Annotated in this window: 18 protein-coding genes and 2 pseudogenes; 4 read left to right on the plus strand and 16 right to left on the minus strand. The window is 71.3% G+C overall.

Features of this window, described 5'->3' with window-relative positions; genetic code table 11:
• Positions 1–151: 151 nt before the first annotated feature.
• Together ACF1A1_RS18070 and ACF1A1_RS18075 are read right to left on the minus strand one after the other, a co-directional pair.
• Positions 152–283: pseudogene (locus ACF1A1_RS18070) on the minus strand (O-acetyl-ADP-ribose deacetylase); the annotation flags it as partial.
• A gap of 91 nt (positions 284–374) precedes the next feature.
• The gene (locus ACF1A1_RS18075; protein ID WP_392000880.1) at positions 375–2,060 is read right to left on the minus strand and encodes a ribonuclease J; all 1,686 of its coding nucleotides are present in this window, start codon (positions 2,058–2,060) and stop codon (positions 375–377) included.
• 475 nt (positions 2,061–2,535) lie between these two features.
• On the opposite strand from ACF1A1_RS18075, the gene ACF1A1_RS18080 reads away from it, so the two are divergent.
• On the plus strand, positions 2,536–3,318 hold the full coding sequence (locus tag ACF1A1_RS18080) for a hemolysin III family protein (protein WP_392000882.1): 783 nt from the start codon (positions 2,536–2,538) through the stop codon (positions 3,316–3,318).
• Between the two features lie 315 nt (positions 3,319–3,633).
• On the opposite strand, the gene ACF1A1_RS18085 is transcribed toward ACF1A1_RS18080, so the two are convergent.
• On the minus strand, positions 3,634–3,972 hold the full coding sequence (locus ACF1A1_RS18085) for a MerR family transcriptional regulator (RefSeq protein ID WP_392000883.1): 339 nt from the start codon (positions 3,970–3,972) through the stop codon (positions 3,634–3,636).
• Between the two features lie 1,309 nt (positions 3,973–5,281).
• Between ACF1A1_RS18085 and ACF1A1_RS18090 the strand changes: the two genes are divergently transcribed.
• Positions 5,282–5,641, plus strand: a complete 360-nt coding sequence (locus ACF1A1_RS18090; RefSeq protein WP_392000884.1) for a hypothetical protein — start codon at positions 5,282–5,284, stop codon at positions 5,639–5,641.
• Between the two features lie 163 nt (positions 5,642–5,804).
• Here the strand turns inward: ACF1A1_RS18090 and ACF1A1_RS18095 are convergent, their stop codons facing one another.
• From ACF1A1_RS18095 to ACF1A1_RS18120, 6 genes and pseudogenes are all read right to left on the minus strand, one after another.
• Positions 5,805–6,206 (minus strand): CBS domain-containing protein, encoded by a 402-nt coding sequence (locus tag ACF1A1_RS18095; protein ID WP_392000885.1) that lies wholly within the window; start codon positions 6,204–6,206, stop codon positions 5,805–5,807.
• A gap of 46 nt (positions 6,207–6,252) precedes the next feature.
• Positions 6,253–6,534 (minus strand): annotated as a pseudogene (locus ACF1A1_RS18100) (ATP-dependent helicase); the annotation flags it as partial.
• Positions 6,535–6,810: 276 nt separating this feature from the next.
• The gene (locus ACF1A1_RS18105) at positions 6,811–7,320 is read right to left on the minus strand and encodes an O-acetyl-ADP-ribose deacetylase (protein ID WP_392000887.1); all 510 of its coding nucleotides are present in this window, start codon (positions 7,318–7,320) and stop codon (positions 6,811–6,813) included.
• 57 nt (positions 7,321–7,377) lie between these two features.
• Positions 7,378–8,790 (minus strand): phytoene desaturase family protein, encoded by a 1,413-nt coding sequence (locus tag ACF1A1_RS18110; protein WP_392001142.1) that lies wholly within the window; start codon positions 8,788–8,790, stop codon positions 7,378–7,380.
• A 381-nt stretch (positions 8,791–9,171) separates the two neighbouring features.
• A complete protein-coding gene (locus tag ACF1A1_RS18115; protein ID WP_392000889.1) occupies positions 9,172–10,020 on the minus strand; it encodes an inositol monophosphatase family protein in 849 nt (282 codons plus the stop codon).
• A gap of 247 nt (positions 10,021–10,267) precedes the next feature.
• Positions 10,268–12,097, minus strand: coding sequence for a gamma-glutamyltransferase family protein (locus ACF1A1_RS18120; protein ID WP_392000891.1), 1,830 nt, complete (start codon positions 12,095–12,097; stop codon positions 10,268–10,270).
• Positions 12,098–12,554: 457 nt separating this feature from the next.
• Here ACF1A1_RS18120 and ACF1A1_RS18125 point away from each other — a divergent pair, with 457 nt between their 5' ends.
• Complete coding sequence (locus ACF1A1_RS18125; RefSeq protein ID WP_392000893.1) at positions 12,555–12,689, plus strand: hypothetical protein; 135 nt, start codon at positions 12,555–12,557, stop codon at positions 12,687–12,689.
• A gap of 161 nt (positions 12,690–12,850) precedes the next feature.
• A complete protein-coding gene (locus ACF1A1_RS18130) occupies positions 12,851–13,516 on the plus strand; it encodes a hypothetical protein (RefSeq protein ID WP_392000895.1) in 666 nt (221 codons plus the stop codon).
• A gap of 100 nt (positions 13,517–13,616) precedes the next feature.
• On the opposite strand, the gene ACF1A1_RS18135 is transcribed toward ACF1A1_RS18130, so the two are convergent.
• From ACF1A1_RS18135 to ACF1A1_RS18165, 7 genes are all read right to left on the minus strand, one after another.
• Positions 13,617–15,143: an NCS1 family nucleobase:cation symporter-1 gene (locus ACF1A1_RS18135; RefSeq protein ID WP_392000896.1), complete on the minus strand. Its 1,527-nt coding sequence runs from the start codon at positions 15,141–15,143 to the stop codon at positions 13,617–13,619.
• A gap of 122 nt (positions 15,144–15,265) precedes the next feature.
• Positions 15,266–16,285 (minus strand): TIGR03842 family LLM class F420-dependent oxidoreductase, encoded by a 1,020-nt coding sequence (locus tag ACF1A1_RS18140; RefSeq protein WP_392000898.1) that lies wholly within the window; start codon positions 16,283–16,285, stop codon positions 15,266–15,268.
• Between the two features lie 10 nt (positions 16,286–16,295).
• A complete protein-coding gene (hydA, locus tag ACF1A1_RS18145) occupies positions 16,296–17,699 on the minus strand; it encodes a dihydropyrimidinase (protein WP_392000900.1) in 1,404 nt (467 codons plus the stop codon).
• A 124-nt stretch (positions 17,700–17,823) separates the two neighbouring features.
• Positions 17,824–18,666 carry a nitrilase-related carbon-nitrogen hydrolase gene (locus ACF1A1_RS18150; RefSeq protein ID WP_392000901.1) on the minus strand — a complete coding sequence of 281 codons (843 nt, stop codon included), beginning with the start codon at positions 18,664–18,666 and terminating at the stop codon, positions 17,824–17,826.
• A gap of 181 nt (positions 18,667–18,847) precedes the next feature.
• On the minus strand, positions 18,848–20,431 hold the full coding sequence (locus ACF1A1_RS18155; RefSeq protein WP_392000903.1) for a PucR family transcriptional regulator: 1,584 nt from the start codon (positions 20,429–20,431) through the stop codon (positions 18,848–18,850).
• Positions 20,432–20,523: 92 nt separating this feature from the next.
• The gene (locus tag ACF1A1_RS18160; protein WP_392000904.1) at positions 20,524–21,810 is read right to left on the minus strand and encodes an aspartate aminotransferase family protein; all 1,287 of its coding nucleotides are present in this window, start codon (positions 21,808–21,810) and stop codon (positions 20,524–20,526) included.
• Positions 21,807–22,649: a nitrilase-related carbon-nitrogen hydrolase gene (locus ACF1A1_RS18165; protein WP_392000905.1), complete on the minus strand. Its 843-nt coding sequence runs from the start codon at positions 22,647–22,649 to the stop codon at positions 21,807–21,809. Before ACF1A1_RS18165 ends, ACF1A1_RS18160 begins: the two co-directional genes overlap by 4 nt.
• Positions 22,650–22,677 lie beyond the last annotated feature (28 nt).

Consider the following 22,677-nt stretch of genomic DNA (forward strand, 5'->3'; position numbering starts at 1 on the left):
CGGCCTGGTGAGAGCCTCTGTGACGGTATGAAGTGTGCATTACGCAGGTGTCTCCCGAACCGGTCACCGGGGGTTAAGCCCGGCGCACAGTGGGGGGTGGGGGGATGTGAGCGGGGGGCGGCGGGGTGAGGCGGGGTGAGGTTCTGGAGTCCAGTCGCGTCGCGAACGCCGCGTACGCCCGCTCGTCGAAGAGGACGATCCTGGCTTCCTCGCCCGTCGTCGGCGTCGTGCGCACCGTCTCGATCGCGATGCGGGCCGCGTCGTCCATCGGCCAGCCGTAGATAAACGGCGGGGAACGCGACCATCAGGAACTCCTCGCCGAGTTTCACCTCGTACACATCGGCGTCCGACCCCGGACGCTGTCGGGCCGTGGGTCAGGCGTCGATGATGACGGGGATGATGAGGGGCTTGCGGCGGTGGGTGCGGAACGCCCAGTTCGCCACGGCGCGGGCGAGGAGCTGTTCGAGTTGGCGCGCGTCCCCGACGCCTTCCTCGGCCGCGGTGGCCAGGGTCTTCTCGATGACGGGGATGACCGGCTCGAAGGTGGTGTCGTCGTGGACGAAGCCGCGGGCCAGGAAGTCGGGGGCCTCGGCGAGGGCGCCGGTGTCCGCGTCGACGATCGCCACCACCGTGACCACGCCTTCGGCGGCGAGGGTGAGGCGGTCCTTGAGGGACGCTTCGGTGGCACCGCCGACTTCCATGCCGTCCACGTAGACGTTGCCGGCGGGGACCTTTCCGGTGATGGACGCCCGCCCGTCGACGAGGTCGACGACGACGCCGTCCTCGGCGATCACGACCCGGTCGGGATCGACGCCGGTGCGGATGGCGAGGTCGCCGTTGGCCCGCAGGTGGCGCCATTCGCCGTGCACGGGCATGACGTTGCGGGGCTTGACGATGTTGTAGCAGTAGACGAGTTCGCCGGCGCTGGCGTGCCCGGAGACGTGCACCTTGGCGTTGCCCTTGTGGACCACGTGGGCGCCCCACCGGGTGAGTCCGTTGATCACCCGGTAGATGGCGTTCTCGTTGCCGGGGATGAGGGAGCTGGCGAGCAGGACGGTGTCGCCCTTGCCGATGCGGATCATGTGGTCGCGGTTGGCCATCCGTGACAGCGCGGCCATCGGTTCGCCCTGGGAGCCGGTGCACACCAGAGTGATCTTGTGGTCCGGGAGCTTCTCCAGCTCCTTCGTGCTCACGACCAGACCGGACGGGACCTTCAGATAGCCCAGGTCACGGGCGATGCCCATGTTGCGGACCATCGACCGGCCGACGAAGGCGACCTTGCGGCCGTGCTGGTGGGCGGCGTCCAGGACCTGCTGGATGCGGTGCACATGGCTGGCGAAGCTGGAGACGATGACCCGGCGCGGCGCGGTGCGCATCACCTGCTCGATCGCCGGGTTCAGCTCACGCTCGGAGGTGGTGAAGCCGGGTACTTCGGCGTTGGTGGAGTCGGTGAGGAACAGGTCCACGCCCTCCTCGCCGAGGCGGGCGAAGGCGCGCAGATCGGTGATGCGGTCGTCGAGGGGGAACTGGTCCATCTTGAAGTCGCCGGTGTGCAGCACCATCCCGGCGCCGGTGCGGATCGCGACCGCGAGGCTGTCCGGGATGGAGTGGTTGACCGCCACGAACTCGCAGTCGAAGGGCCCGAAGCCGCGCCGGTCGCCCTCCCGCACCCGCACCGTGCGCGGCCGGATGCCGTGTTCCTTGAGCTTGGCCTCCAGAAATGCCAGCGTCAGCTTCGAGCCGACAACGGGAATGTCCGCCCGCTCGCGCAACAGATACGGCACGCCGCCGATGTGGTCCTCGTGCCCGTGGGTGAGCAGCACGGCCACGATGTCGTCCAGCCGGTCCCGGATCGAGGTGAAGTCCGGCAGGATCACGTCCACGCCGGGCTGGGTCTCCTCGGGGAAGAGCACGCCGCAGTCGACGATGAGCAGCTTGCCGGCGTACTCGAACACGGTCATGTTGCGGCCGATCTCACCCAGGCCGCCCAGGGCGATGACCCGCAGCCCTCCTTCGGGAAGGGGACGGGCGGCTTTCAGCTCGGGGTGTGGATGACTCATACCTTGACGCTACCGGAGAGTGGGGCGTGGTGATCCATTACCTGTTCGATCTCTTCCTCCCGACAGGGCCGGGGCACCACAACGGGTGCCCCGAAAACGATCGGATTACGCCGGCGGCCGGGACAGGGACTGGCGAAGGCGGTACCGCCTTCCGTGGGTGAGCCGTGGGCCCGGTGGTGCCGGCGAAGATCTCGTGCCCCTTGTCGTGGTGGCGGCCTCCGCGGCCACCTGGTGCGCCTCGGCGCTGGTCCACTCGGTGTACAGGTAGGCAGTGCCCGAGGATCGCCACGGGTCCGACCGGAAGCGTTCTCCTGCGTCGCTGGGGGCGGGGAGCGCGGCCAGCAGTCCGAGGACGTGCGCGGTGGCAGCCGGCGTCTGTGCTCTCCTGATGGCCGAGCGGGCCCGTCCGGCCATGCCGGCCTTACGAGACCGGCCTCCGGGGACGCTGTTACGGGCAGGCTCTTAGCATGATCGGATGGTTGCCGATGATGCCGAGAAGTCCGAGACAGGACGGGAAGCCGTGTCCGGGGGCGGCGTAGCCGGTCTCCCCGGCGGATCACACCAGGGCAGTGCCGGAGAGAATGCTCATCCTGTTGCCGACCTGGTCGAGTGGGCGGCCGACCTGGTCGAGCCGATCAAACCGAAGCTGCGTGGCTGGCTCCACGCCGCGATGGTCCCCGCCTCGTTGAGCGCCGGCATCGTGCTGATCTGCCTGGCGCGGACCGAGCAGGCGGTCCTGGCCTGCACTGTGTACTCCGTTACCGCCTGGCTGCTGTTCGGGACGAGCGCCGTCTACCACCTGGGCACCTGGGGGCCGCTGGGCGAGGCCGTTCTGCGCCGCCTCGACCACGCCAACATCTTCCTGATCATTGCCGGCACCTGCACCCCTCTGGCCGTGCTCCTCCTCCCCCCTGACCAGCGAACCCTGCTGCTGTGGATCGTATGGACGGGCGCGCTGGCCGGCATCGCCTTCCGCGTCGTGTGGGTCAAAGCTCCCCGCTGGCTGTACACCCCCTGCTACCTGGCCCTGGGGTGGGCGCCGGTGCGTTACCTGCCCGACTTCCTGCACACCGGCGGAGCGGCCGTAGTCACCCTGATGGTGACCGGTGGTCTCCTCTACAGCGCGGGCGCGGTGGTCTACGCCGTCCAGCGCCCCGACCCCTCGCCCCGCTGGTTCGGCTTCCACGAGGTGTTCCACGCTCTGACCGTGGCGGCCTTCACCGCGCACTACATCGCCATCTCCCTCGCAGCCTACTGACCACAAAACAGCAGGCGCGTGCACTCCTGCGGCACGCTGCTGCCGCCGCGCTCGCGGCCCGATCAGCGACTGCGGCCATAGGGGGGATTTCTGGAGGGAGGCGGCAAACAGCCGTTTTCCCTCTGGTGAAGAGGGAGACGTACTGGGACTTCGGGTGTGGAGAGTGCCGGCCTCCTCACTGTGGCGGCCCCGCGACCGGGGCCGGAGGCGAGCCGAACGCCAGTGGAGCCATCGGACACGAGGACCATCCCTGCGCGCCACAGCCCGGCCGTGCGCGGGTGTGAGGGCCCGCCGGTACCGGCGGGCACGCTCACCTCAGGCCGCGGCCGATGGACTGGACGATCCGCCGGCGCGGCGGTATTCGGCGTTGATGCGCTGGGCTTCTTCGAGCTGGTCTTCGAGGATGATGATCCGGCATGCGGCCTCAATCGGGGTGCCCTGGTCGACGAGCTCACGCGCGCGGGCCGCGATGCGCAGTTGGTAGCGGGAATAGCGGCGGTGTCCGCCCTCGGAGCGCAGTGGTGTGATCAGTCGCGCTTCGCCGATGGCGCGGAGAAAGCCGGGAGTGGTACCGAGCAACTCGGCGGCCCGGCCCATCGTGTAGGCGGGGTAGTCGTCGTCGTCGAGACGGCCCAGCGACTCGTCTGCTGTCATCTCACCTCTCTGTGGAACGCGTGGAGGGGCCTTGGTGCCGTACGGCACCAAGGCCCCGAAGGAACTGCAACACCATCTGCCGGCCCTAGTGCTGCGCCGGCCTTCTGTTTCCGCACAGCCGCCCCATACTCCGACGGGGGTGCGGGGATCGCGGATGCGTGACCGGAGACCACCTACCTATCGATGTCCTGCGGCACCCGGGACTTCGCGTCTTCCGCCCGGGCGATCCTGATGGCGCTCGACTCCTCCGTTCTTCCCTCTGAACCAATCACTTGCCAAACGGGAACTGCGTAACTGCTTGTACTGCTGACACCGCGAACTGCTGGTGGCCTCACACAGCGCCACTCTCCGGCAGCCGGTCCCGTCGCCCGTTCTGCGCCTGCTCTGGCGAGGAACCCCTCTGCCGAACTCCCCGGCACGCGCGTCCGCAGCCCGACGCCTTCACCGAGGGAACCGCTCGATACAGCACTGCTGGTACTGCACAACCGCGTCAACCGCGGTCCTCCTCACGGCGGCCCCTCATCACTGCGAGCCACCCGGTCCGGTCGTCAGTCCCGTCGCCGTCGTGCAACAAACCTGGCTTCGACACTCCACCACCGGACCGTCATACGGGTACAACTACCCGGCAGTTCGTGTCTGCCGGGCCTCGCTCGATCTCGACTACATGAGAAACCATAACTGCGAGAGCAACGAATGTCTACTTCAGCGGACACAGATTTGGTGCACTCGGCGATGAGGTATCCCCCTGGGCCGGTCTGCGAAGGCGCGGGACCGTCCGCAGCGCAGGTCCGGCGCACGGGTGAGACCCAGAGCCGCCCGCTGAGCTTCCCGTGACGCCGCCGGCCGGCGCGGCGCGGCGACTGTGGCCCTCGGTCTCCTCCGGCAGGCACCGTGGCTACGGCGGGTTGTCGGGGTGGCGGGCGGGGCACAGGGGCCGGGCAGGCGGGGGCCGGGCATGGGCGTTCCAGAGACCAGGGTGAGCCTGATGAACACGATGTCCGTCTACGCCACAACTGTCCCTGCCCTCATGGCCGTTGCCGACACACGCGATACCGCACGAGCCTTCCTTGAGGAACCGCGGCAGCCGACCACAGCCCGGCGGAGCGCCACGGCGGGGGTACCCGGACACTGGAACTGACGGCCCACCGGTCCACCATCGAGGTCGCCGTCCACGCCCCTGGCTCGCAGGCGCCGCGCATGCGCACCCCTGACCTGTATTGCGGCACCGGGGAAGCCGTGTGCCCCCGTCTTACCCGGTAGTGCTACCACCCGGGCCGCCCGGACGGGCCGGTGCATAGAATCCGATCTCATGCCGAAGCCTGACGAGCTGATCGTTGACATAGCCGCCCTTGTGGAGTCCGGGCAGAGCAATCAGATGTCCCTGACCGTGGTCACCGGTGGTGCTGTCATCACCGGGCGGCTGGCTCCAGAAGCCATGTGGAGGCAGAGGGTGTCGGAGGTGCTGACGGACTCCGCCGACCTGAGCGAGTTCTCCGCCGTCTTCGACACCCCCGCGAGGGAGGACGGGCCGCCCACGCATCTGCACTTCCATGTCGCGCGGATCCTGCAGGGCACCGTGGGGATCCCGGAGACGGGCGGGATGTACCGCGTTGCGATCGAGGACGTCAGTGCCTGGACCGTGGGCGACTTCAGCTACTTCGACCACTGACCCACTGACCCACTGACCCACCGCCGCGCCGAGAGCGGCACGGCACGCAGTGAGGGCCCTACCGGCGCGCGCCGGTAGGGCCCTCACTGCTGTTCTGGTGTCAGCTGGCGCCTGTCGCGTCGGTCAGGAGAAGGAGAGACGGGGCCGACCGCCGTGAAGCGGTTCAGCGGGAGGCGAGGACGCCCGGAGCGTTGCCGTGTTCGTCGGCCACGGGCAGGGCCCCGATCCGGCGGCAGCGCAGCGCACGCTCGGCTTCGTCCCTCGTGGTCAGCGGCAAGGCGAAGGGCCCGCTGCCGTCGGTGATGTCACGCAGGCGGATCCTGTCTGTGTATCCGGAACTGTCCCGGACGGAGGTGAGCCGGGCTCGGGTGACCAGGCCGACGCACAGGCCGTCCTCGTCGCAGACGACCAGATGCTCCGTACGGGCGGCGGCCATGATGCACAGTGCCACCTCCACGGTCATGTCCTCCCAGACCTGCGGTCCGGCCGCGTCCATGGTGTCGGCCACCGTGCCGTGCACGGGGTGGGCGCTCGCCGGGCGGAACTGCATCTGGACCAGCGTCAAAGGGTGCCTTCCGCGGAGACGGTTCTGCTTCCTGATCACGAAGGTTCTATGCCGCCGCACCGGCGGTGGACTGCCGTACGGGCGCGCGGCGGGTCGCCGAGGCGGGGCGGCGTCGGCCGCGTGAGGTGGCGCTGCGCTTCTTGGGGCGTTCGACCACCGGTGCGGTGATGACGACCGGGATGCCGGTCGGGGCCTGGGCGCCGGTGATGCGGTGCAGGGCCTCTTCGCCCGTGCGGACCTGGGTGGTCTGCGGGACAATGCCGGCCGCTGCCAGGAGGCGGGTCATACCGCGGCGCTGGTTCGGGGTGACCAGGGTGACGACGCCGCCCTGCCGACTCGTGGAGAAGGCTCGGAAGGAACCGCCGGTCTGCTGCACCCCTTCACAAGCGCGGACGCCGGGGCGCCCCGCGCCCTTCCCTGGGGCTCGTCTCAGGGAGCCCGGGGAGTAAGGAAGGCTCTGGGGAGCGCGTGGTGGGATCGACTGCTGGTAGAGAACGTCAAGAAGATTGGACCGACGTGCCGGCACCTCCCGCTCGGCGCCGGCACGTCGGCACAGCTGCAAGGGGACCCCAGGCGAGCTGGGTGGACGGGCCACGACCGTTGCTCAACGGACCTGCCGGGCGAACGCCTCGTATGCCCGTTCGTCAAAGAGCACGAACCTGACCTCCCCGACCGACGTCTTCGCCGCCCGCACCGTCTCCACAGCGATCCGCGCCGCGTCCTCCATCGGCCATCCGTAGATGCCCGCGGAGACCGCCGGAAAGGCGACCGTTCGAGCGCCCAGCTCGTCCGCGACCCGCAGCGACTCCCGGTAGCAGGACGCGAGCTGCTCCGACCGGTCCTCCTCGTGGCTGAAGCGCGGACCGACAGTGTGGATCACCCAGCGCGCGTCCAGGGCGCCGGCGGTGGTGGCGACCGCCCGGCCGGCGGGCAGGCCCCGGCCGTAGTGGGAGGCGCGGAGCTTGCGGCACTCCGCGAGGATGGCGGGGCCGCCGCGGCGGTGGATGGCTCCGTCGACGCCTCCGCCGCCGAGCAGCGAGGAGTTGGCTGCGTTGACGACGGCGTCCACGGACTGGTCGGTGATGTCGCCCCGGACGAGGGTGATGGTGGTCAAGTCGGACTGCCTCTCTGTCGGGCGCGACCGCGTAGCCGTGGGCCGGGTGGCCGGGGGTTACGTCTGCTGTCGCAGTCGGCGCCAGACTGCCTTGGCCGCGTTGTGGCCGGACATGCCGTGGACACCCGGGCCCGGCGGGGTGGCCGAGGAGCAGATGAAGACGGCCGGGTGCGGGGTCGAGTACGGGAACAGGGAGAGCCGGGGGCGCAGCATCAGCTGGAGGCCGGAGGCCGCGCCGGAGCCGATGTCACCGCCGACGTAGTTGGCGTTGCGGGCGGCGAGTTCGGCGGGGCCGGCGATCGCGCGGGCGAGGACGCGGTCGCGGAAGCCCGGGGCGAAGCGCTCCAGCTGGCGTTCCATGACGTCCGTGAGGTCGCCGGTCCAGCCGTTGGGGACGTGACCGTACGCCCAGAAGACGTGCCGGCCGGCCGGGGCGCGGGTGGCGTCGACGACGCCCGGCTGCACCGTGATCATGAAGGGTCGCTCGGGTGCGCGGCCCTCCCGGGAGGCGGCGCGCAGGGCGGCGCCGATCTCCGCGCTGTCCGCGCCGATCTGGACCGTGGTGGCGATGCGCGCCTCCTCCGCGGTCCAGGGGACAGGCCCGTCGAGCGCGTAGTCGATCTTGAAGACGCCGGCGCCGTACCGGTAGCGCTCGTAGAAACGGCCGAGGCCGGCGATGCGGGCGAGGGCGGTGGGCGAGGTGTCGAAGACGTAGGCGCGCGCCGGGGGCAGGTCGTCGAGGCGCTTGACCTCGTAGTCGGTGTGGATGGCGCCGCCGAGGTCCTTCAGGTAGGCGGCGAGGGCGTCGGAGATGGCCTGGGAGCCGCCGCGGGCCACCGGCCAGCCGCGGGCGTGCGCGGCGAGGGCGAAGACCAGGCCGATGGCGCCGGTGGCGAAGCCGCCCAGGGGGGCCATGACGTGGGCGACGAGTCCGGCGAAGAGGGTCTTGGCGGGTTCGTCGTGGAAGCGGCGGGTGAGCCAGGTGGACGGGGGCAGGCCGGCGAGGCCGAAGCGGGCCAGGGTCACCGGGTCGCGGGGCAGCGAGGTCAGCGGCAGGGACATGAAGTCCCGGGCCAGGGTGTCCCACCTGGGCAGGAACGGCTCGACGAGCCTGCGGTAGGCGCCCGCGTCGCGCGGTCCGAACGAGGCGGCCGTCTCGGCGACCGAGCGGGACAGCACGGCGGCGCTGCCGTCGAGGAAGGGGTGTGCCATGGCCAGGTCGGAGTGCAGCCACTCCAGTCCGTAGCGCTCCAGGGGGAGGGCGCGGAACGCGGGCGAGTTGATGCCCAGGGGGTGCGCGGCGGAACAGGGGTCGTGGCGGAAGCCGGGGAGGGTGAGTTCCTCGGTGCGGGCTCCCCCGCCCACGGTGTCCCGCGCCTCGAAGAGGGCCACGGAGAAGCCGCGCCGGGCCAGCTCCACGGCAGCGGTCAGGCCGTTCGGCCCCGCTCCCACCACGACCACGTCAAGCATCGGCACTTCGGACCCCTTCGTCAGCCGGTGGCCTCCGGGATCAGGATATGCCGGGGGTCCGACAGCGCCTGCGGCGCGGGGGCCAAGGCCCGGGGAGGGGCCGAAAACCACAACGCGCCCGGAACATCGGTCACTTCAGGCCGAGCGGCTCGCAGTGGCGGGGGTGTCGGGGCCGCCGGAGCCACCGGAGCCGGGGACTTGTCCGTGCCGGTGCCGGTAGGGCCGTGAGGGCCGGGCTGGCACTGCCGGTGCCGACAGGGCCGACAGGGCCGACAGGGCCGAAGACTGCGGTGCCGGTGTCGGCAAGGCCGTCAGCACCGGAGACTGCGGTGCCGGTGACGTCGGTGCCGGCCGGGCCGGGAGTCGCAGTGGCCGGTGCCGTCAGGGTCGTGTCCCCGACAGCAGGCCCGCCACCCGCCGGGCCGTCGCCGCGTCCCGGGCCGCCGTGAACGGCAGGCTGTTGCCGCCGGTGAGCCGGAACGGTTCGCCGGTGAGGGTGAGGTGGGCGCCGCCGGCCTCCTCGACCAGCAGCAGGCCGGCCGCGTGGTCCCAGGCGGCTTCCCAGGAGAAGGCCGTGGCGTCCAGCTCGCCCCGGGCGACGGCCAGGTACTCCAGGCCTGCCGATCCGCAGGCGCGCGGTGCGACGCCGTCCGTCCACAGGCCGAGCAGGGCCTGCTTCTGTTCGTCGGTGGTGTAGTCGGGGTGGGAGGTGGCCACCGTCAGGTCGCGGCCGGGTGTCGGGGCCCCGGCGAACAACCGCTCGCCGTCCAGGAAGGCGCCTGCGCCGCGCACGGCCGTGGCGAGCTGGTCACGGGCCGGCGCATACGTCCAGGAGGCGAGCACGGCGCCGTGCCGGGCGAGCGCGACCAGGGTGCAGAAGCCGTCGTCGCCGTGCACGAACTGCCGTGTTCCGTCGACCGGGTCGACGATCCAGACCGGGGTGTCCCCCTTTATCGCCTCGTACGTCACCGGATTGGCGTGCACCGCCTCCTCGCCGACGACGACCGAGCCGGGCAGCAGGGCGCCGAGGGCGCCGGTGAGGTACAGCTCGGCATTGCGGTCGGCGTCCGTCACCAGGTCGTGGGGTCCGCTCTTCTGGTCGACCTCGTGCGCGGCGAGCTGGCGGAAGCGGGGCATGATCTCGGCCGCGGCGGCCTTGCGGACCGCCTCCTCCACGTCGGCCGAGTGACGGGCGAGAAACTCGTCGATGGTTTCCATGTCTTCGATCATGCCTCCATGAGAGCACGCCCCACTGACAATCCCTGCCCCACCGGTGCATCGGGGGTGGAATCGGGATGAACAGCGGGGGCGGCGGACCGCGGGCCCTGGTTCCCTCACACCCGCCTCGGACCCGACGACTCACCCCGCCCCACCACCCCACTCACCTCGTCCCACCCCGCACCACTCACCTCGCCCCACCCGAGTCACCCACGGTCACCCCGCCTCTGCCTCCGCCTCACCACCGCCTCCGACCGCCTCACCGCCCCACCGCATACCCCTGCATGCCCCGCGGGTTCGCCGCCGCCGACAGGATGCCGGTCCCCGGGTCGCGGGCGACCGCGCACAGTCGTCCCTCGGACCAGGGGGCGCCGACGGTCACGTCGTGGCCGCGGTGGCGCAGGTCGTCGACGACGTCGGCGGGCATGCGGGACTCGACGGTCACGCTGCCCGGTCGCATGCCGCGCGGGTAGAAGGACCCGGGGAAGGCGTCGTTGTGCCAGTTCGGGGCGTCGACGGCGCCCTGGAGGTCGAGTCCGCCGCGCACGCGCGCGCGGAGGGCGACGGCCAGGAAGAAGTGCAGTTGCCACTGGTCCTGCTGGTCGCCGCCGGGCGTACCGAACGCCAGCACCGGGACGCCGTCGCGCAGGGCGATCGACGGTGTGAGGGTGGTGCGGGGGCGGCGGCCGGGCGTCAGCGCGTTGGGCAGGCCCTCCTCCAGCCAGGTCATCTGGAGCCGGGTGCCGAGCGGGAAACCCAGCTCGGGCACGACCGGGTTGGACTGGAGCCAGCCGCCGCTGGGCGTGGCCGCGACCATGTTGCCCCAGCGGTCGACGACGTCGAGGTGGCAGGTGTCGCCGCGTGTGACCCCGTCGGCGGTGGTGTCGGGCTCCCCCGGCACCGGTGAGGTCGGCGCCTTGGCGACCGTCGGCTCGCCGACGCCCATCGGGCTGAAGCCGGGCTCGTCCGTGGCCACCACGCGCGCGTGCGCGGCCAGCCGGGGAACGCGCCCGCCGGGGCTGCCCGGCCGCAGTTCGTACGACGCCTTGTCCCCGATCAGCCGACGCCGGCCGGCGTTGTACTCGGCCGACAGCAGGTCCCCGAGGGGGACCTCGGCCGCGTCCCCGTACCAGGCCTCCCGGTCGGCCATGGCGAGCTTGCAGCCCTCGATCAGCAGGTGGACGTAGTCGGCGGAGCCGTGGGCGGGCAGCTCGGGCGGGAGCAGGGCGAGCTGCTGGAGGAGGACCGGGCCCTGGCTCCAGGGGCCGGCCTTGCACAGGGTCCAGCCGTTCCAGTCGTACGTCGCCGGCGTCTCGTAGGTCGCGGACCAGCCGGCGAGGTCGGCGGCGGTGAGGGTGCCGGTGTGGTGTGCGCCGCTGCTGTCCAGGGTGGGACGGCGGGCCTGCCGGACGAGTGCCTCGGCGATGAACCCGGCCCGCCACACCTCCCGCGCGGCCTCGATCCGCGCCTCCCGGTCCCCCGCGCCCGCGGTCTCCGCGAGCAGCCGCTTCCAGGTGGCGGCGAGGGCGGGGTTGCGCAGCAGCCGGCCGGGGCGGGGCGCCGTGCCGTCCGGCAGGTAGACCTGCGCCGACGAGGTCCACTCCGTCTCGAACAGCTCCCGTACCGTCTCGACGGTCGCGCCGACGTTCTCCACGGGCGCGTGGCCGTGCTCGGCGTAGCCGATGGCGTACTTGAGGACGTCGGCGAGGGGTTTGGTGCCGTGGTCGCGCAGCAGGAGCATCCAGGCGTCGAAGGCGCCGGGGACGGCGGCGGCGAGCGGACCGGTGCCGGGTACGAGGTCCAGGCCGAGCCCCCGGTAGTGGGCGACGGTCGCCCCGGCCGGGGCGACGCCCTGCCCGCACAGGACGCGCACCTCGTCGCCCGCCGGGGCGAGCAGGATCGGGACCTCACCGGCGGGTCCGTTGAGGTGGGGTTCGACCACGTGCAGCACGAACGCGCCGGCGACGGCGGCGTCGTAGGCGTTGCCGCCGTCCTCGAGGACGGCCATGGCCGACTGGGAGGCCAGCCAGTGGGTGGAGGACACCATGCCGAAGGTGCCCTGGAGGGTGGGTCGGGTGGTGAACTGCACCTCTCACCTCACTGTTCGCAACTGTTCGTGCCGGGTCGTCCGGCCGGCCGGCACCCGGGATCCCGCCCGGGGTCGACCCCGGGGAGAAGCCGGGAGAAGCCGGGAGAAGCCGGGAGAAGCCGGGGAGTTCGGGCCATGGCTCCGGTTCGGCCGGTCACCAGCAGGCTATCCATCCCGGGAGGCAGTCCGCCCCGGCGCCGCAGGCGATGACGTCGGGGCGCGAACCGGCCGGTCCCCGGCACATCCCGCTCGTCACCGACGGGCCGTTCAGTGGTGCCCTGTTCCCGGCGGCCGGCGATCCCGCGCCGCAGCCGGAGGAGACCTTCCCGTGAGATCCACGGCGACACCGTCGCCCTGGTGGCGATGTTCGAACTCGACGCGCGACTGGTCCACGACGCGGCGGCCCGCATGGTGGCGAGGCGGCGGGCGGGCGGATGACCGGCCGCCGTCCGGGTCGGTGATCCGGAGGACGGGCACGACCGCGGGGAGGTACGGCTCCGGCCTCGGCGTCGGCGGCGTCGGCGTCGGCGTCGGCGTCGGCGTCGGCGTCGGCGTCGGCGAGGCCGTGGACGGACGGCCCTGCGCCCGGTAAACCCGCGAAAAGCACGGAAAGGGACCTGCTCCCACCTCCGCCCCTGTCACCGCGCCGCCACGGAGCGAGTTCACCCTTTCGGCCCCACAGGCAGTCGTGTGAAACTGGCGTCCCCGTCCGCATCGTGGACCCCGTCCGCACCGTCCCCACGAAAGTGCGCCGTGCGCTCTCTCCCACTGCCGCTCACCCTCACCGCGCGTCTGTCCCCGGTGGCCGTACTCGCCTGCGCGGGCTGGGCGCTGACGTCCGGGCCGCTCACCTCCTCGCAGGACGCCGCGGCCAAGGACACGCCGAAGACCCAGTCCCGGTCGTCGACCGCCCCCTCCACCACCGCCGCGCCGAAGACGTTCGCCGCCGCCCCCGCACCCTGCACGAGCGTGGCCACGAAGACGGTCTCCTCGCTGGTGCCGGGCGCCAGGACGGCGGGCAAGGAGATCCCGTCGACGGACCCCACGCTGCGCCGCACCTGCTCCTGGAACGCGCTCAAGGGCTACGAGTACCGCTGGCTCGACGTCTCCTTCGAACTCACGGACTCGGACGACGCGGCGCGGAGTTCGTACAAGGCGCGGACCGGGGAGAGAAGCGGCGGCGGGGCGGTCCCGGGACTCGGGGACGAGGGCTACTCCGTGGTCAACCTCACCACCGAGGACAAGCAGCAGACCCGTGAGGGCGTGGTGATCGCCCGGGTCTCCAACGCGCTGGTGGTCATCACCTACAACGGCAGCGACTTCGAGACGAAGAAGGCGCCCAGCACGGACGAGATCAACAAGGGCGCGATCAAGGCGGCGAAGGAAGCGGTCGCCGCGCTGAAGGCCTCGGCGAACTGAGCGCGGAGGGAGCCTTCCTGACGAGGAGACAGCGAAGGGCGAAGCCGACGGCGGGGCGGCCGGAGGGTTGTCCCTCCGGCCGCCCCGCCGTCCTTCCAGGTCACACAGTGGCCTTGTCGCGCCCCCTGAGCCGCATCAGCGTCAGATAGAGCACCATTGAGGTGCCGAGGCCCACCGCCCAGCCGTAGTCGGCCAGCGGCGCCAGCGCCGGGATGGCCCGGCCGTCGATCAGCGGCTTGAAGCTCGCGCCGCCGACGGCCAGGACACCGCCGGCGACGAAGGCGACGACGGCCCGCCAGTTCCAGCCGGCGTCGTACCAGTAGCGGCCGCCGGTGCGGTACAGGTCGGTCAGGTCGAGCGTGGCGCGGCGCAGGATCCAGTAGTCGGCGATGAGGATGCCGGCGACCGTGCCGAGCAGACCGCCGACCAGACCGAGCCAGGTGAAGATGTAGCCCTGCGGGTCGGAGTACAGCTTCCACGGGAAGATGAGCACGCCGAGGACGCAGGTGGCGAGCGCGCCGGCGCGGAAACTGATCCTCCGGGGCGCGATGTTGGAGAAGTCGAAGGCCGGGGAGACCAGGTTGGCCGCGACGTTGACGGAGAGCGTCGCCACCAGGACCGTGACCAGCGCGAAGAGAAGGCCCGCTACGTTGTCCGTCCTGGCGGCCAGCTGCACCGGGTCCCAGATCGCCTCCCCGTACACCGCCTGCGAGCCCGAGGTGACCATGACGGAGAGGAACGCGAACAGCGTCATGGTCGTGGGCAGGCCGAGCGCCTGGCCCCAGGTCTGCGCCTTCTGGCTCCTGCCGTACCGGGTGAAGTCCGGGATGTTCAGGGACAGCGTGGACCAGAAACCGATCATGCCCATGAGGGCGGGGGCGAACAGCTTCCAGAAGTCCGCGCCCCAGCCGAGCTTGGACGGCTGGTCGAACAGCGGGCCGAAGCCGCCCGCCTTGCCGCTCATCCACCACAGCATCACGAACGCGCCGACGAGCACGAAGGGCGCCGCCCAGTTCTCGAAGCGGCGGATCGTCTCCATGCCCCGGTAGATGATCGCGACCTGGATCGCCCAGAAGATCGCGAACGACAGCCACATCGTCCAGGCGTACCCGCCGACCTTGCCGGCGTCGGTCCAGCCGTCGCCGATCAGCTTCCCGGCGAGGAAGTAGATCGCCTCGCCGCCGATCCAGGTCTGGATGCCGAACCAGCCGCACGCCACCAACGCCCGTACGACGGCGGGCAGGTTGGCGCCCCGGATCCCGAAGGAGGCGCGGGCGAAGACCGGGAAGGGGATGCCGTACTTCGGTCCCGCGTGGCCGGTGAGGAGCATCGGGACCAGCACGATCACATTGGCCAGCGCGATGGTGAGCACCGCCTGCTTCCAGTCCATGCCGACGGCGATCAGACCGGAGGCCAGCGTCCACGACGCCGTGTTGTGGGCCATGCCGACCCACAGCGCGGAGAAGTTGTACGTGGTCCAGGTGCGCTTCTCGACGGGGACCGGCAGCAGGTCCTCGTTGGCGTAGGGGCCGCTGGGCTGCGGCGAACCAGGAGCGATCTCCACCCGGCCGTCGGCGAGGGTGACTTGGGACGTCGGCGGTATGGCCGTGGGAGCGGTGTCGGTCATGGGCAGGCCAATCAAACGAGGGGCGGATCCGGAAAGGCCGTGCGGGCTCCGGCCCCCTCCCCGGGGACTGCGGGGAGGGGAGAACAGGAGTGGGGGGTGGGGAGGTGAAGCGGGGTCGCGGGTCAGCCGTTGACGGCCGGGATCACCTGCGCGCCGTACGCGTCGATGACCTTCTCCTGCGCGTCGTGCATGTCGTAGACGGCGAACTGGTCGACGCCCAGCTCACGCAGGGCGTTCAGCTTCTCGACGTGCTTGTCGGCCGGCCCGATGACGCAGAACCGGTCGACGATCTCGTCGGGCACGAACTGCGTGTCCGGGTTGCCGCTGCGCCCGTGGTGGGAGTAGTCGTAGCCCTCGCGCGCCTTGATGTAGTCGGTGAGTTCGTCGGGTACGGCGGCGGAGTGCTCGCCGTACTTGGAGACGAGGTCGGCGACGTGGTTGCCGACCATCCCGCCGAACCAGCGGCACTGCTCCCGCGCGTGGGCCAGGGCCTCGGGCGAGTCGTCGTCGGTGACGTAGGCGGGGGCGGCCACGCAGACCTTCACCTCGGACGGGTCACGGCCGGCGGCGACCGCGGCCTCCTTCACGGCCTTGACCATGTACTCGGTGAGGTAGAGGTCGGCGAGCTGGAGGATGAAGCCGTCGGCCTCCTCGCCGGTCATCTTCAGCGCCTTCGGCCCGTAGGCGGCCATCCAGACGGGGAGTTCGGCGCCCGGCCGGATCCACGGGAACCTGATCACCGTCCCGCCGAGGTCGGCCTCGTCGCCGCGGCCGAGGGCGCGGATGACCTTCATGGCCTCGCTGATGCGGGCGAGGGTGTTGGGTTTGCGGCCCGCGACGCGCATCGCGGAGTCGCCGCGGCCGATGCCGCACACCGTGCGGTTGCCGAACATGTCGTTGAGGGTGGCGAAGGTGGAGGCGGTGACCTCCCAGGTGCGGGTGCCCGGGTTCGTCACCATCGGGCCCACTGTGAGCTTCTGCGTGTTGGCCAGGATCTGGCTGTAGATCACGAACGGCTCCTGCCAGAGCACGGCGGAGTCGAAGGTCCAGCCGTGGGTGAAGCCGTTGCGCTCGGCGCGCTTCATGAGGCTGATGACCCGCGAGGCCGGCGGGTCGGTCTGCAGGACGAGTCCGAAGTCCATGGCGCACTCCCTAGGTGAGGTACTGACAGGTGGAGCGCGGGGTGTAGGCGCCGTGGCCGGCGCGACCGGTGTACTCCCGCTCGGTGATGACGGGTTCGCCGCGGGACAGGACCGTCTCGACGCGGCCGGTGATCCGTCTGCCCTCGTACGCCGAGTAGTCGACGTTCATGTGGTGGGTCTCGGCGGAGAGGGTCTGCTGGGCGTGCGGGTCGTAGATGACGACGTCCGCGTCGGCACCTGGGGCGATGGTGCCCTTCTTCGGGTACATGCCGAACATGCGGGCCGGGGTGGCGCAGGCGATCTCGATCCAGCGGCGGCGCGAGATGTGCCCGTCGACGACGGCCTGGTGGAGCAGGTCCATGCGGTTCTCGACGCCCGGCAGACCGTTGGGGATCTTGGAGAAGTCGCCGCGGCCGAGTTCCTTCTGGCCGACGAAGCAGAAGGGGCAGTGGTCGGTGGAGACGACCTGGAGGTCGTTCGTGCGCAGGCCCTGCCACAGCTTGGCCTGGTGCTCCTTCGGCCGCAGCGGCGTCGAGCACACGTACTTGGCGCCCTCGAAGTCGGGCTCGGCGAGGTTGTCGGTGGACAGGAACAGGTACTGCGGGCAGGTCTCGCCGAAGACGTTCAGCCCCTCGTCGCGGGCCCTGGCCAGCTCGGCGACCGCCTCCGTCGCCGAGACGTGCACGACGTACAGGGGCGCGCCGGCGACCTGCGCCAGCCTGATGGCGCGGTGGGTGGCCTCGGCCTCCAGCAGCGCCTTGCGGACCTCGCCGTGGTACCGGGGATCCGTCTCCCCGCGGGCCAGCGCCTGCTCCACCAGCACGTCGATCGCGATGCCGTTCTCGGCGTGCATCATGATCAGGCCGCCGTTCTCGGCGGAGCGCTGCATGGCGCGCAGGATCTGGCCGTCGTCGCTGTAGAACACGCCGGGGTAGGCCATGAACTGCTTGAAGGAGGTGACGCCCTCCTCGACCAGCAGGTCCATCTCCTTGAGCGTCTCCTGGTTCACATCGGAGACGATCATGTGGAAGGCGTAGTCGACGGCGCAGTTGCCCTCGGCCTTGGCGTGCCAGGCGTCCAGGCCCTCGCGCAGGGTGTGCCCGACGCTCTGCACGGCGAAGTCGACGATGGTGGTCGTACCGCCCCAGGCGGCGGCCCGGGTGCCGGTCTCGAAGGTGTCGGAGGCGAAGGTGCCGCCGAACGGCAGCTCCATGTGGGTGTGGGCGTCGACGCCGCCCGGGATCACGTACTTCCCGGTCGCGTCGATGGTCCGCTCGGCCGTGAAGGCCGCGGCGGCCGGGGTGCCGGAGGCGGCGAGGGCGGCGATCCGGCCGTCCTCGACCAGGACGTCGGCGTGGATCTCGTCGGACGCGGTGATGACGAGGCCACCGCGGATGACGGTACGGCTGCTCATGCGTGGACACTCCGCTGGGTCGTAGGTGAACAGGTGCGGGTTGTCTGAGGTTGGTCGCGCCCCGCGGCGCAGCCGCGTGGGGGCACTGCCCCGCGCCCCTCGCGGGGCGCGGGCACCGTCCGGGCTACGGAGCCGTCAGCGGTTCGTACGCGTCCGGACGGCGGTCGCGGTAGAACTGCCAGCGGTCGCGGACCTCGCGCAGCTTGGCCATGTCGAGGTCGCGGACGACGAGTTCGGTCTCCTTGTCGCCGGCCACCTCGCCGACGAACTGGGCCTCCGGGTCCACGAAGTACGAGGTGCCGTAGAAGTCGTTGTCGCCCAGTTCCTCGACGCCGACCCGGTTGATCGCGCCGACGAAGTACTCGTTGGCGACGGCCGCCGCCGGCTGCTCCAGCTGCCAGAGGTAGGCGGACAGGCCGCGTGAGGTCGCCGACGGGTTGAAGACGATCTCGGCGCCCGCCAGGCCCAGGGCACGCCAGCCCTCGGGGAAGTGGCGGTCGTAGCAGATGTAGACGCCGATCCTGCCGACGGCGGTGTCGAAGACGGGCCAGCCGAGGTTGCCGGGGCGGAAGTAGAACTTCTCCCAGAAGCCCTTGACCTGCGGGATGTGGTGCTTGCGGTACTTGCCGAGGTACGAGCCGTCGGCGTCGATCACGGCCGCGGTGTTGTAGAGGACGCCGGGCTGCTCCTCCTCGTACATCGGCAGGACGAGGACGATGCCCAGCTCCCGGGCGAGCGCCTGGAAGCGCTGGACGATGGGCCCGTCGGGGATCTGCTCGGCGTACTCGTAGAAGGCCGGGTCCTGGACCTGGCAGAAGTACGGTCCGTAGAACAGTTCCTGGAAGCACATGACGTTTGCGCCCTGGGCGGCCGCGTCGCGCACCGCCCGCTCGTGTACCTGGATCATCGACTCCTTGTCGCCGGTCCACGCGGTCTGGAAGACGGCGGCACGGATCACTCTGCTCATCGGGACCTCCGGTCGCTCGGTGTGCGAGGAGCCTAGGAAGCCCGCCGGGCCGGTTTGAGTGGCACGGTGTCACGTCCGGGGGCGTGTGGCGTGCCACGCTGTCACGTGGTCGTGGGCCCATGTTTCACCACCGTTTTCGCAGGTCGTCCCTTGTTTCACCGCTGTTGCACCGTGTGCGGGGTCAGCCTTGTTGCGCGTCGTGCGCGAGGAGCGCGATGTGGACCGAGGCAGCCTGTTCGAAGTCGTCGAGGTCCACCCCGAGCCGTGTCTGTATCGCCTCCAGCCGGCGGTAGAGCGCGGGCCGGGAGACGTGGTGGAGCTGGGCGGTGCGGGACTTGTTGCGGCCGGTGGCGAGGTAGGTGCGCAGGACGGCGAGCAGGTCGTCGCCGGCCGCGCACAGCAGTCCGTCCAGCTCCCGTTCGGCGAAGGACTGCACGTGCGGGTCGTCCCTCAGCAGCCGGATCAGGCCGCGCAGGTGGACGTCCTTGAGGCGGACGACGGCCGGGAGGTCGAGGGCGGCCGAGGAGTCGGCGACGGCGTCGGCGACGTGCTGCGCCTCGCGCAGTCCGGCGGGCACGTCGTCCCAGGCGGTCCGTGGGCCGGCCGCGGCGACCACGGTGGGGGTCTGGCCGGACTCGGTGCGCAGCCGGGCCGCGAAGTGCGCGGTGAGCGCCTCGGCGTTCTGGTCGCGGGCGAGGCTGAGCAGGACGGCGGTGGCCCCGTCGGCGAGTTCGGCGACCAGGCCGGGCAGACCCAGCAGGCGGAGCAGACGGTCGAGTGGGGCGGCCTCGGTGTCGCGGACGACGAGCGGGACGAAGGTGCGCCGGTTGACCGGCAGTCCGGCGGCCCGTGCGCGGGGCAGCAGCTGCCGGGCCGGTACGACCCCGGAGACCAGGTCGGTGAGCAGGCCCTGCGCGGACTGCTCCTCCCAGGAGTGGGCGGCGGTGCCGCCGAGCATGCGGTGCAGGACGAGGGCCTCGGCGGCCCGGTCGGCGAGCAGTCGCCCGCCCGCGGTGTCGCCGCGGTAGCCGCACAGCATGATCTGCCCCCAGCGTTCGCCGCGTCCGCCCAGCTCGGCGCGGATCCAGCCGTCGCCCTCGCTGCCGCCGGCCTGGCGGGCGATGCGTTCCCAGTCGCGCAGCACGTCGTCGACCGCCGACCGCTCCCCCGCCGTCGCCAGCACCCGGTGGGCGAGGTTGGTGACGACGACCGGGCAGCCGGTGTGGTGGGCGACCTCGTCGAGCAGCCGCTGCAGGGGGGCGCCGGCGGTGATGAGCCCGGTGAGCGCGGTCCGTACCGCCTCCGAGAGGCTGACGGCGGCGAACTTCCGCCGGACGAGCCGGGACTGGACCTCCTCGGTCAGTTCGGCGAAGGGGAACGGCCGGTGCAGGACCACCATGGGCAGCCCGCACCGCTCGGCCGCCCGCCGCATCACGTCCGGCGGCGCGGGGAAGGCCCGGCCGAGGCCCAGGACGACGGCGGCGGCCTCCGCGCGGTACAGGGACTGGATGTACTCGGCCTGCTTGCCCTCGTCGCCGGCGAGCAGTACGCCGGTGGTGAGCACCATCTCGCCGCCGCTGAGCATCACCCCGACGTCGGCGGCCTCGGCGACGTGCACCCAGCGGACGGGCCGGTCGAGCTGGGCCGCGCCGGCCACCACCTCGGGCTCCCCGGCCAGGACGCGTTCCAGCGACAGGACCTGGCGGACCGACAGGGCGGGTTCGAGGGGCTCCGCGGGCCCCCGGTACTCCCAGGTGGTGGTCATGGCGTCGTTCCCTTTTTTCGTGGCCCGGTTCTCCTCCGGGGCGCCGCCGGCCGGTGAGCTCCGGCTCGCTCGCCCCGCCCGGCCGCCGGTCGCTACTGGGTGCTCCTCAGTGCGCTCTCGAGGATCGCGGCGCCCTCCTCGGCCTCCGCGACGGTGAGGGACAGCGGCGGTGCGATGCGCAGGGCGCTGGTGCTGTGGCCGCCGCCCTTGCCGATCAGCAGGCCGTCCGCGCGGGCGGCCTCCAGGACGGCGGCGGCCCGGTCCGGGTCGGCCTCGTCGGTGCCGGGCCGGGTGAGTTCGAGGCCGATCATCAGTCCGCGCCCGCGCACCTCGCGTACGCCGGGGTCCTGGGCGGCGACGGCCCGCAGCCGCTCGATGAGCAGTCCGCCGACCCGCCGGGCGTTGCCCTGGAGGTCGTGTTCCAGCAGGTAGGCGAGGTTGGCGAGGCCGGCCGCCATGGTGATCTGGGTGCCGCCGAAGGTCGAGATGCTGTTGGCGTCCAGGCAGTTCATGATCTCGGCGCGGGCGATGACACCGCCGATGGACATGCCGTTGCCGATGCCCTTGGCGAAGGTGACGATGTCCGGCGGGCCGTTGTCGCCGTGCGCCTGCCAGCCCCAGAAGTGGTCGCCGGTGCGGCCCCAGCCGGTCTGCACCTCGTCGGCGATCCACAGGATCCCGTAGGCGTTCAGCACCTCACGGAATGCCGCATACAGTCCGTCGGGCGGGGAGGTGAAGCCGCCGACGCCCTGGATCGGCTCGGCGATGAGCGCCGCGGGCGGCCTGGTGTGGCCGAGGAGGTCCTTGAGGTCCTCGACGCAGGCCGCGATGAACTCGGCGTCGCCGAGCGAGGCGTACGGGCCGCGGGTGCGCACGCCGCCGTGGACGTACAGGGTCTGCAGCGGGGACAGGGAGGTCGGGGACCAGCCGCGGTTGCCGGTGATGCCGACGGCGCTGAAGGAGCGGCCGTGGTAGCTGTTGCGCATCGCCAGGACGGTGTTGCTGCGCCGGTGGGCGGTCGCGAGCAGCAGAGCCGTGTCGTTGGCCTCGGTGCCGGAGGTGGTGAAGAAGACGCGGGCGTCGGGGATGCCGCTGACGTGGGCGACCCGCTCGGCGAGTTCGACCATGGGCCGGTTGAGGTAGAGCGTGGAGGAGTGGAGGATGCGTCCGGCCTGCTCGCTCACCGCCTTGGTCACCTCGGGCAGCGCGTGCGCGGTCATCGTGGTGAGGATGCCGCCGAAGAAGTCGAGGTACTTGTTGCCCTCGGCGTCCCAGACGTGGCGGCCCTCGCCGTGGGTGATCTCCAGCGGGTTGTCGTAGTAGAGGGCGAGCCAGTCCGGCAGGACGTTCCGGTGGCGGGCGTGGAGTTCGCTGCTCACGGCTGCACCAGCCCTTCGTAGGCGTCGGGCCGGCGGTCGCGGTAGAAGGCCCACGTCTGCCGTACCTGTTCGACCAGGTCGAAGTCGAGGTCGCGGACGAGGAGTTCCTCGTCCTTGTCGCTGGCGACCCCGCCGACGAACTGTCCGCGCGGGTCGACGAAGTACGACGTCCCGTAGAAGTCGTTGTCCCCGTACTCCTCGACGCCGACCCGGTTGATCGCGGCGACGAAGTACTCGTTGGCGACGGCGGCGGCCGGCTGCTCCAGCTGCCACAGGTGGGAGGAGAGGCCGCGGTGGGTGGCGGAGGGGTTGTAGACGAGCTGGGCCCCGTTCAGGCCGAGCTGCCGCCAGCCCTCGGGGAAGTGGCGGTCGTAGCAGATGTAGACGCCGACCTTGCCGACGGCCGTGTCGAAGACCGGCCAGCCGAGGTTGCCGGGCTTGAAGTAGTACTTCTCCCAGAAGCCCTTGACCTGCGGGATGTGGTGCTTGCGGTACTTGCCGAGGTAGGTGCCGTCGGCGTCGATCACGGCCGCGGTGTTGTAGTAGAAGCCGGACTGCTCGATCTCGAAGACCGGGACGACGACCACCATGCCCGTCTCGCGCGCGAGCTCCCGCATACGGCGCACGGTCGGCCCGTCGGGGACCGGCTCGGCCCAGCGGTAGTGCTCCGGCTCCTGGACCTGGCAGAAGTAGGGGGCGTTGAAGACCTCCTGGAACCCGATGATCTTCGCGCCCTGCCGGGCGGCCGCACGGGCGTGCTCCTCGTGTTTCGCCACCATGGACTCGGTGTCGCCGGTCCAGGTGGCCTGGACCAGAGCGGCACGTACGACGTTGGCCATGAGCTGCTCCTTCGACGGGAAACGTCAG

Origin of the sequence: Streptomyces sp. NPDC014995 (assembly GCF_043080745.1) — a bacterium.
GTDB lineage: Bacteria > Actinomycetota > Actinomycetes > Streptomycetales > Streptomycetaceae > Streptomyces.

Excerpts from the sequence above, each read along its gene's own strand:
- ACF1A1_RS18155 (WP_392000903.1), bottom strand. The coding sequence starts at position 20,431 with ATGACCACCACCTGGGAGTACCGGGGGCCCGCGGAGCCCCTCGAACCC.
- ACF1A1_RS18080 (WP_392000882.1), top strand. The coding sequence starts at position 2,536 with ATGGTTGCCGATGATGCCGAGAAGTCCGAGACAGGACGGGAAGCCGTG.
- ACF1A1_RS18090 (WP_392000884.1), top strand. The coding sequence starts at position 5,282 with ATGCCGAAGCCTGACGAGCTGATCGTTGACATAGCCGCCCTTGTGGAG.
- ACF1A1_RS18115 (WP_392000889.1), bottom strand. The coding sequence starts at position 10,020 with ATGATCGAAGACATGGAAACCATCGACGAGTTTCTCGCCCGTCACTCG.
- ACF1A1_RS18165 (WP_392000905.1), bottom strand. The coding sequence starts at position 22,649 with ATGGCCAACGTCGTACGTGCCGCTCTGGTCCAGGCCACCTGGACCGGC.
- ACF1A1_RS18075 (WP_392000880.1), bottom strand. The coding sequence starts at position 2,060 with ATGAGTCATCCACACCCCGAGCTGAAAGCCGCCCGTCCCCTTCCCGAA.
- ACF1A1_RS18140 (WP_392000898.1), bottom strand. The coding sequence starts at position 16,285 with ATGGACTTCGGACTCGTCCTGCAGACCGACCCGCCGGCCTCGCGGGTC.
- ACF1A1_RS18135 (WP_392000896.1), bottom strand. The coding sequence starts at position 15,143 with ATGACCGACACCGCTCCCACGGCCATACCGCCGACGTCCCAAGTCACC.
- ACF1A1_RS18150 (WP_392000901.1), bottom strand. The coding sequence starts at position 18,666 with ATGAGCAGAGTGATCCGTGCCGCCGTCTTCCAGACCGCGTGGACCGGC.
- hydA (WP_392000900.1), bottom strand. The coding sequence starts at position 17,699 with ATGAGCAGCCGTACCGTCATCCGCGGTGGCCTCGTCATCACCGCGTCC.
- ACF1A1_RS18085 (WP_392000883.1), bottom strand. The coding sequence starts at position 3,972 with ATGACAGCAGACGAGTCGCTGGGCCGTCTCGACGACGACGACTACCCC.
- ACF1A1_RS18110 (WP_392001142.1), bottom strand. The coding sequence starts at position 8,790 with ATGCTTGACGTGGTCGTGGTGGGAGCGGGGCCGAACGGCCTGACCGCT.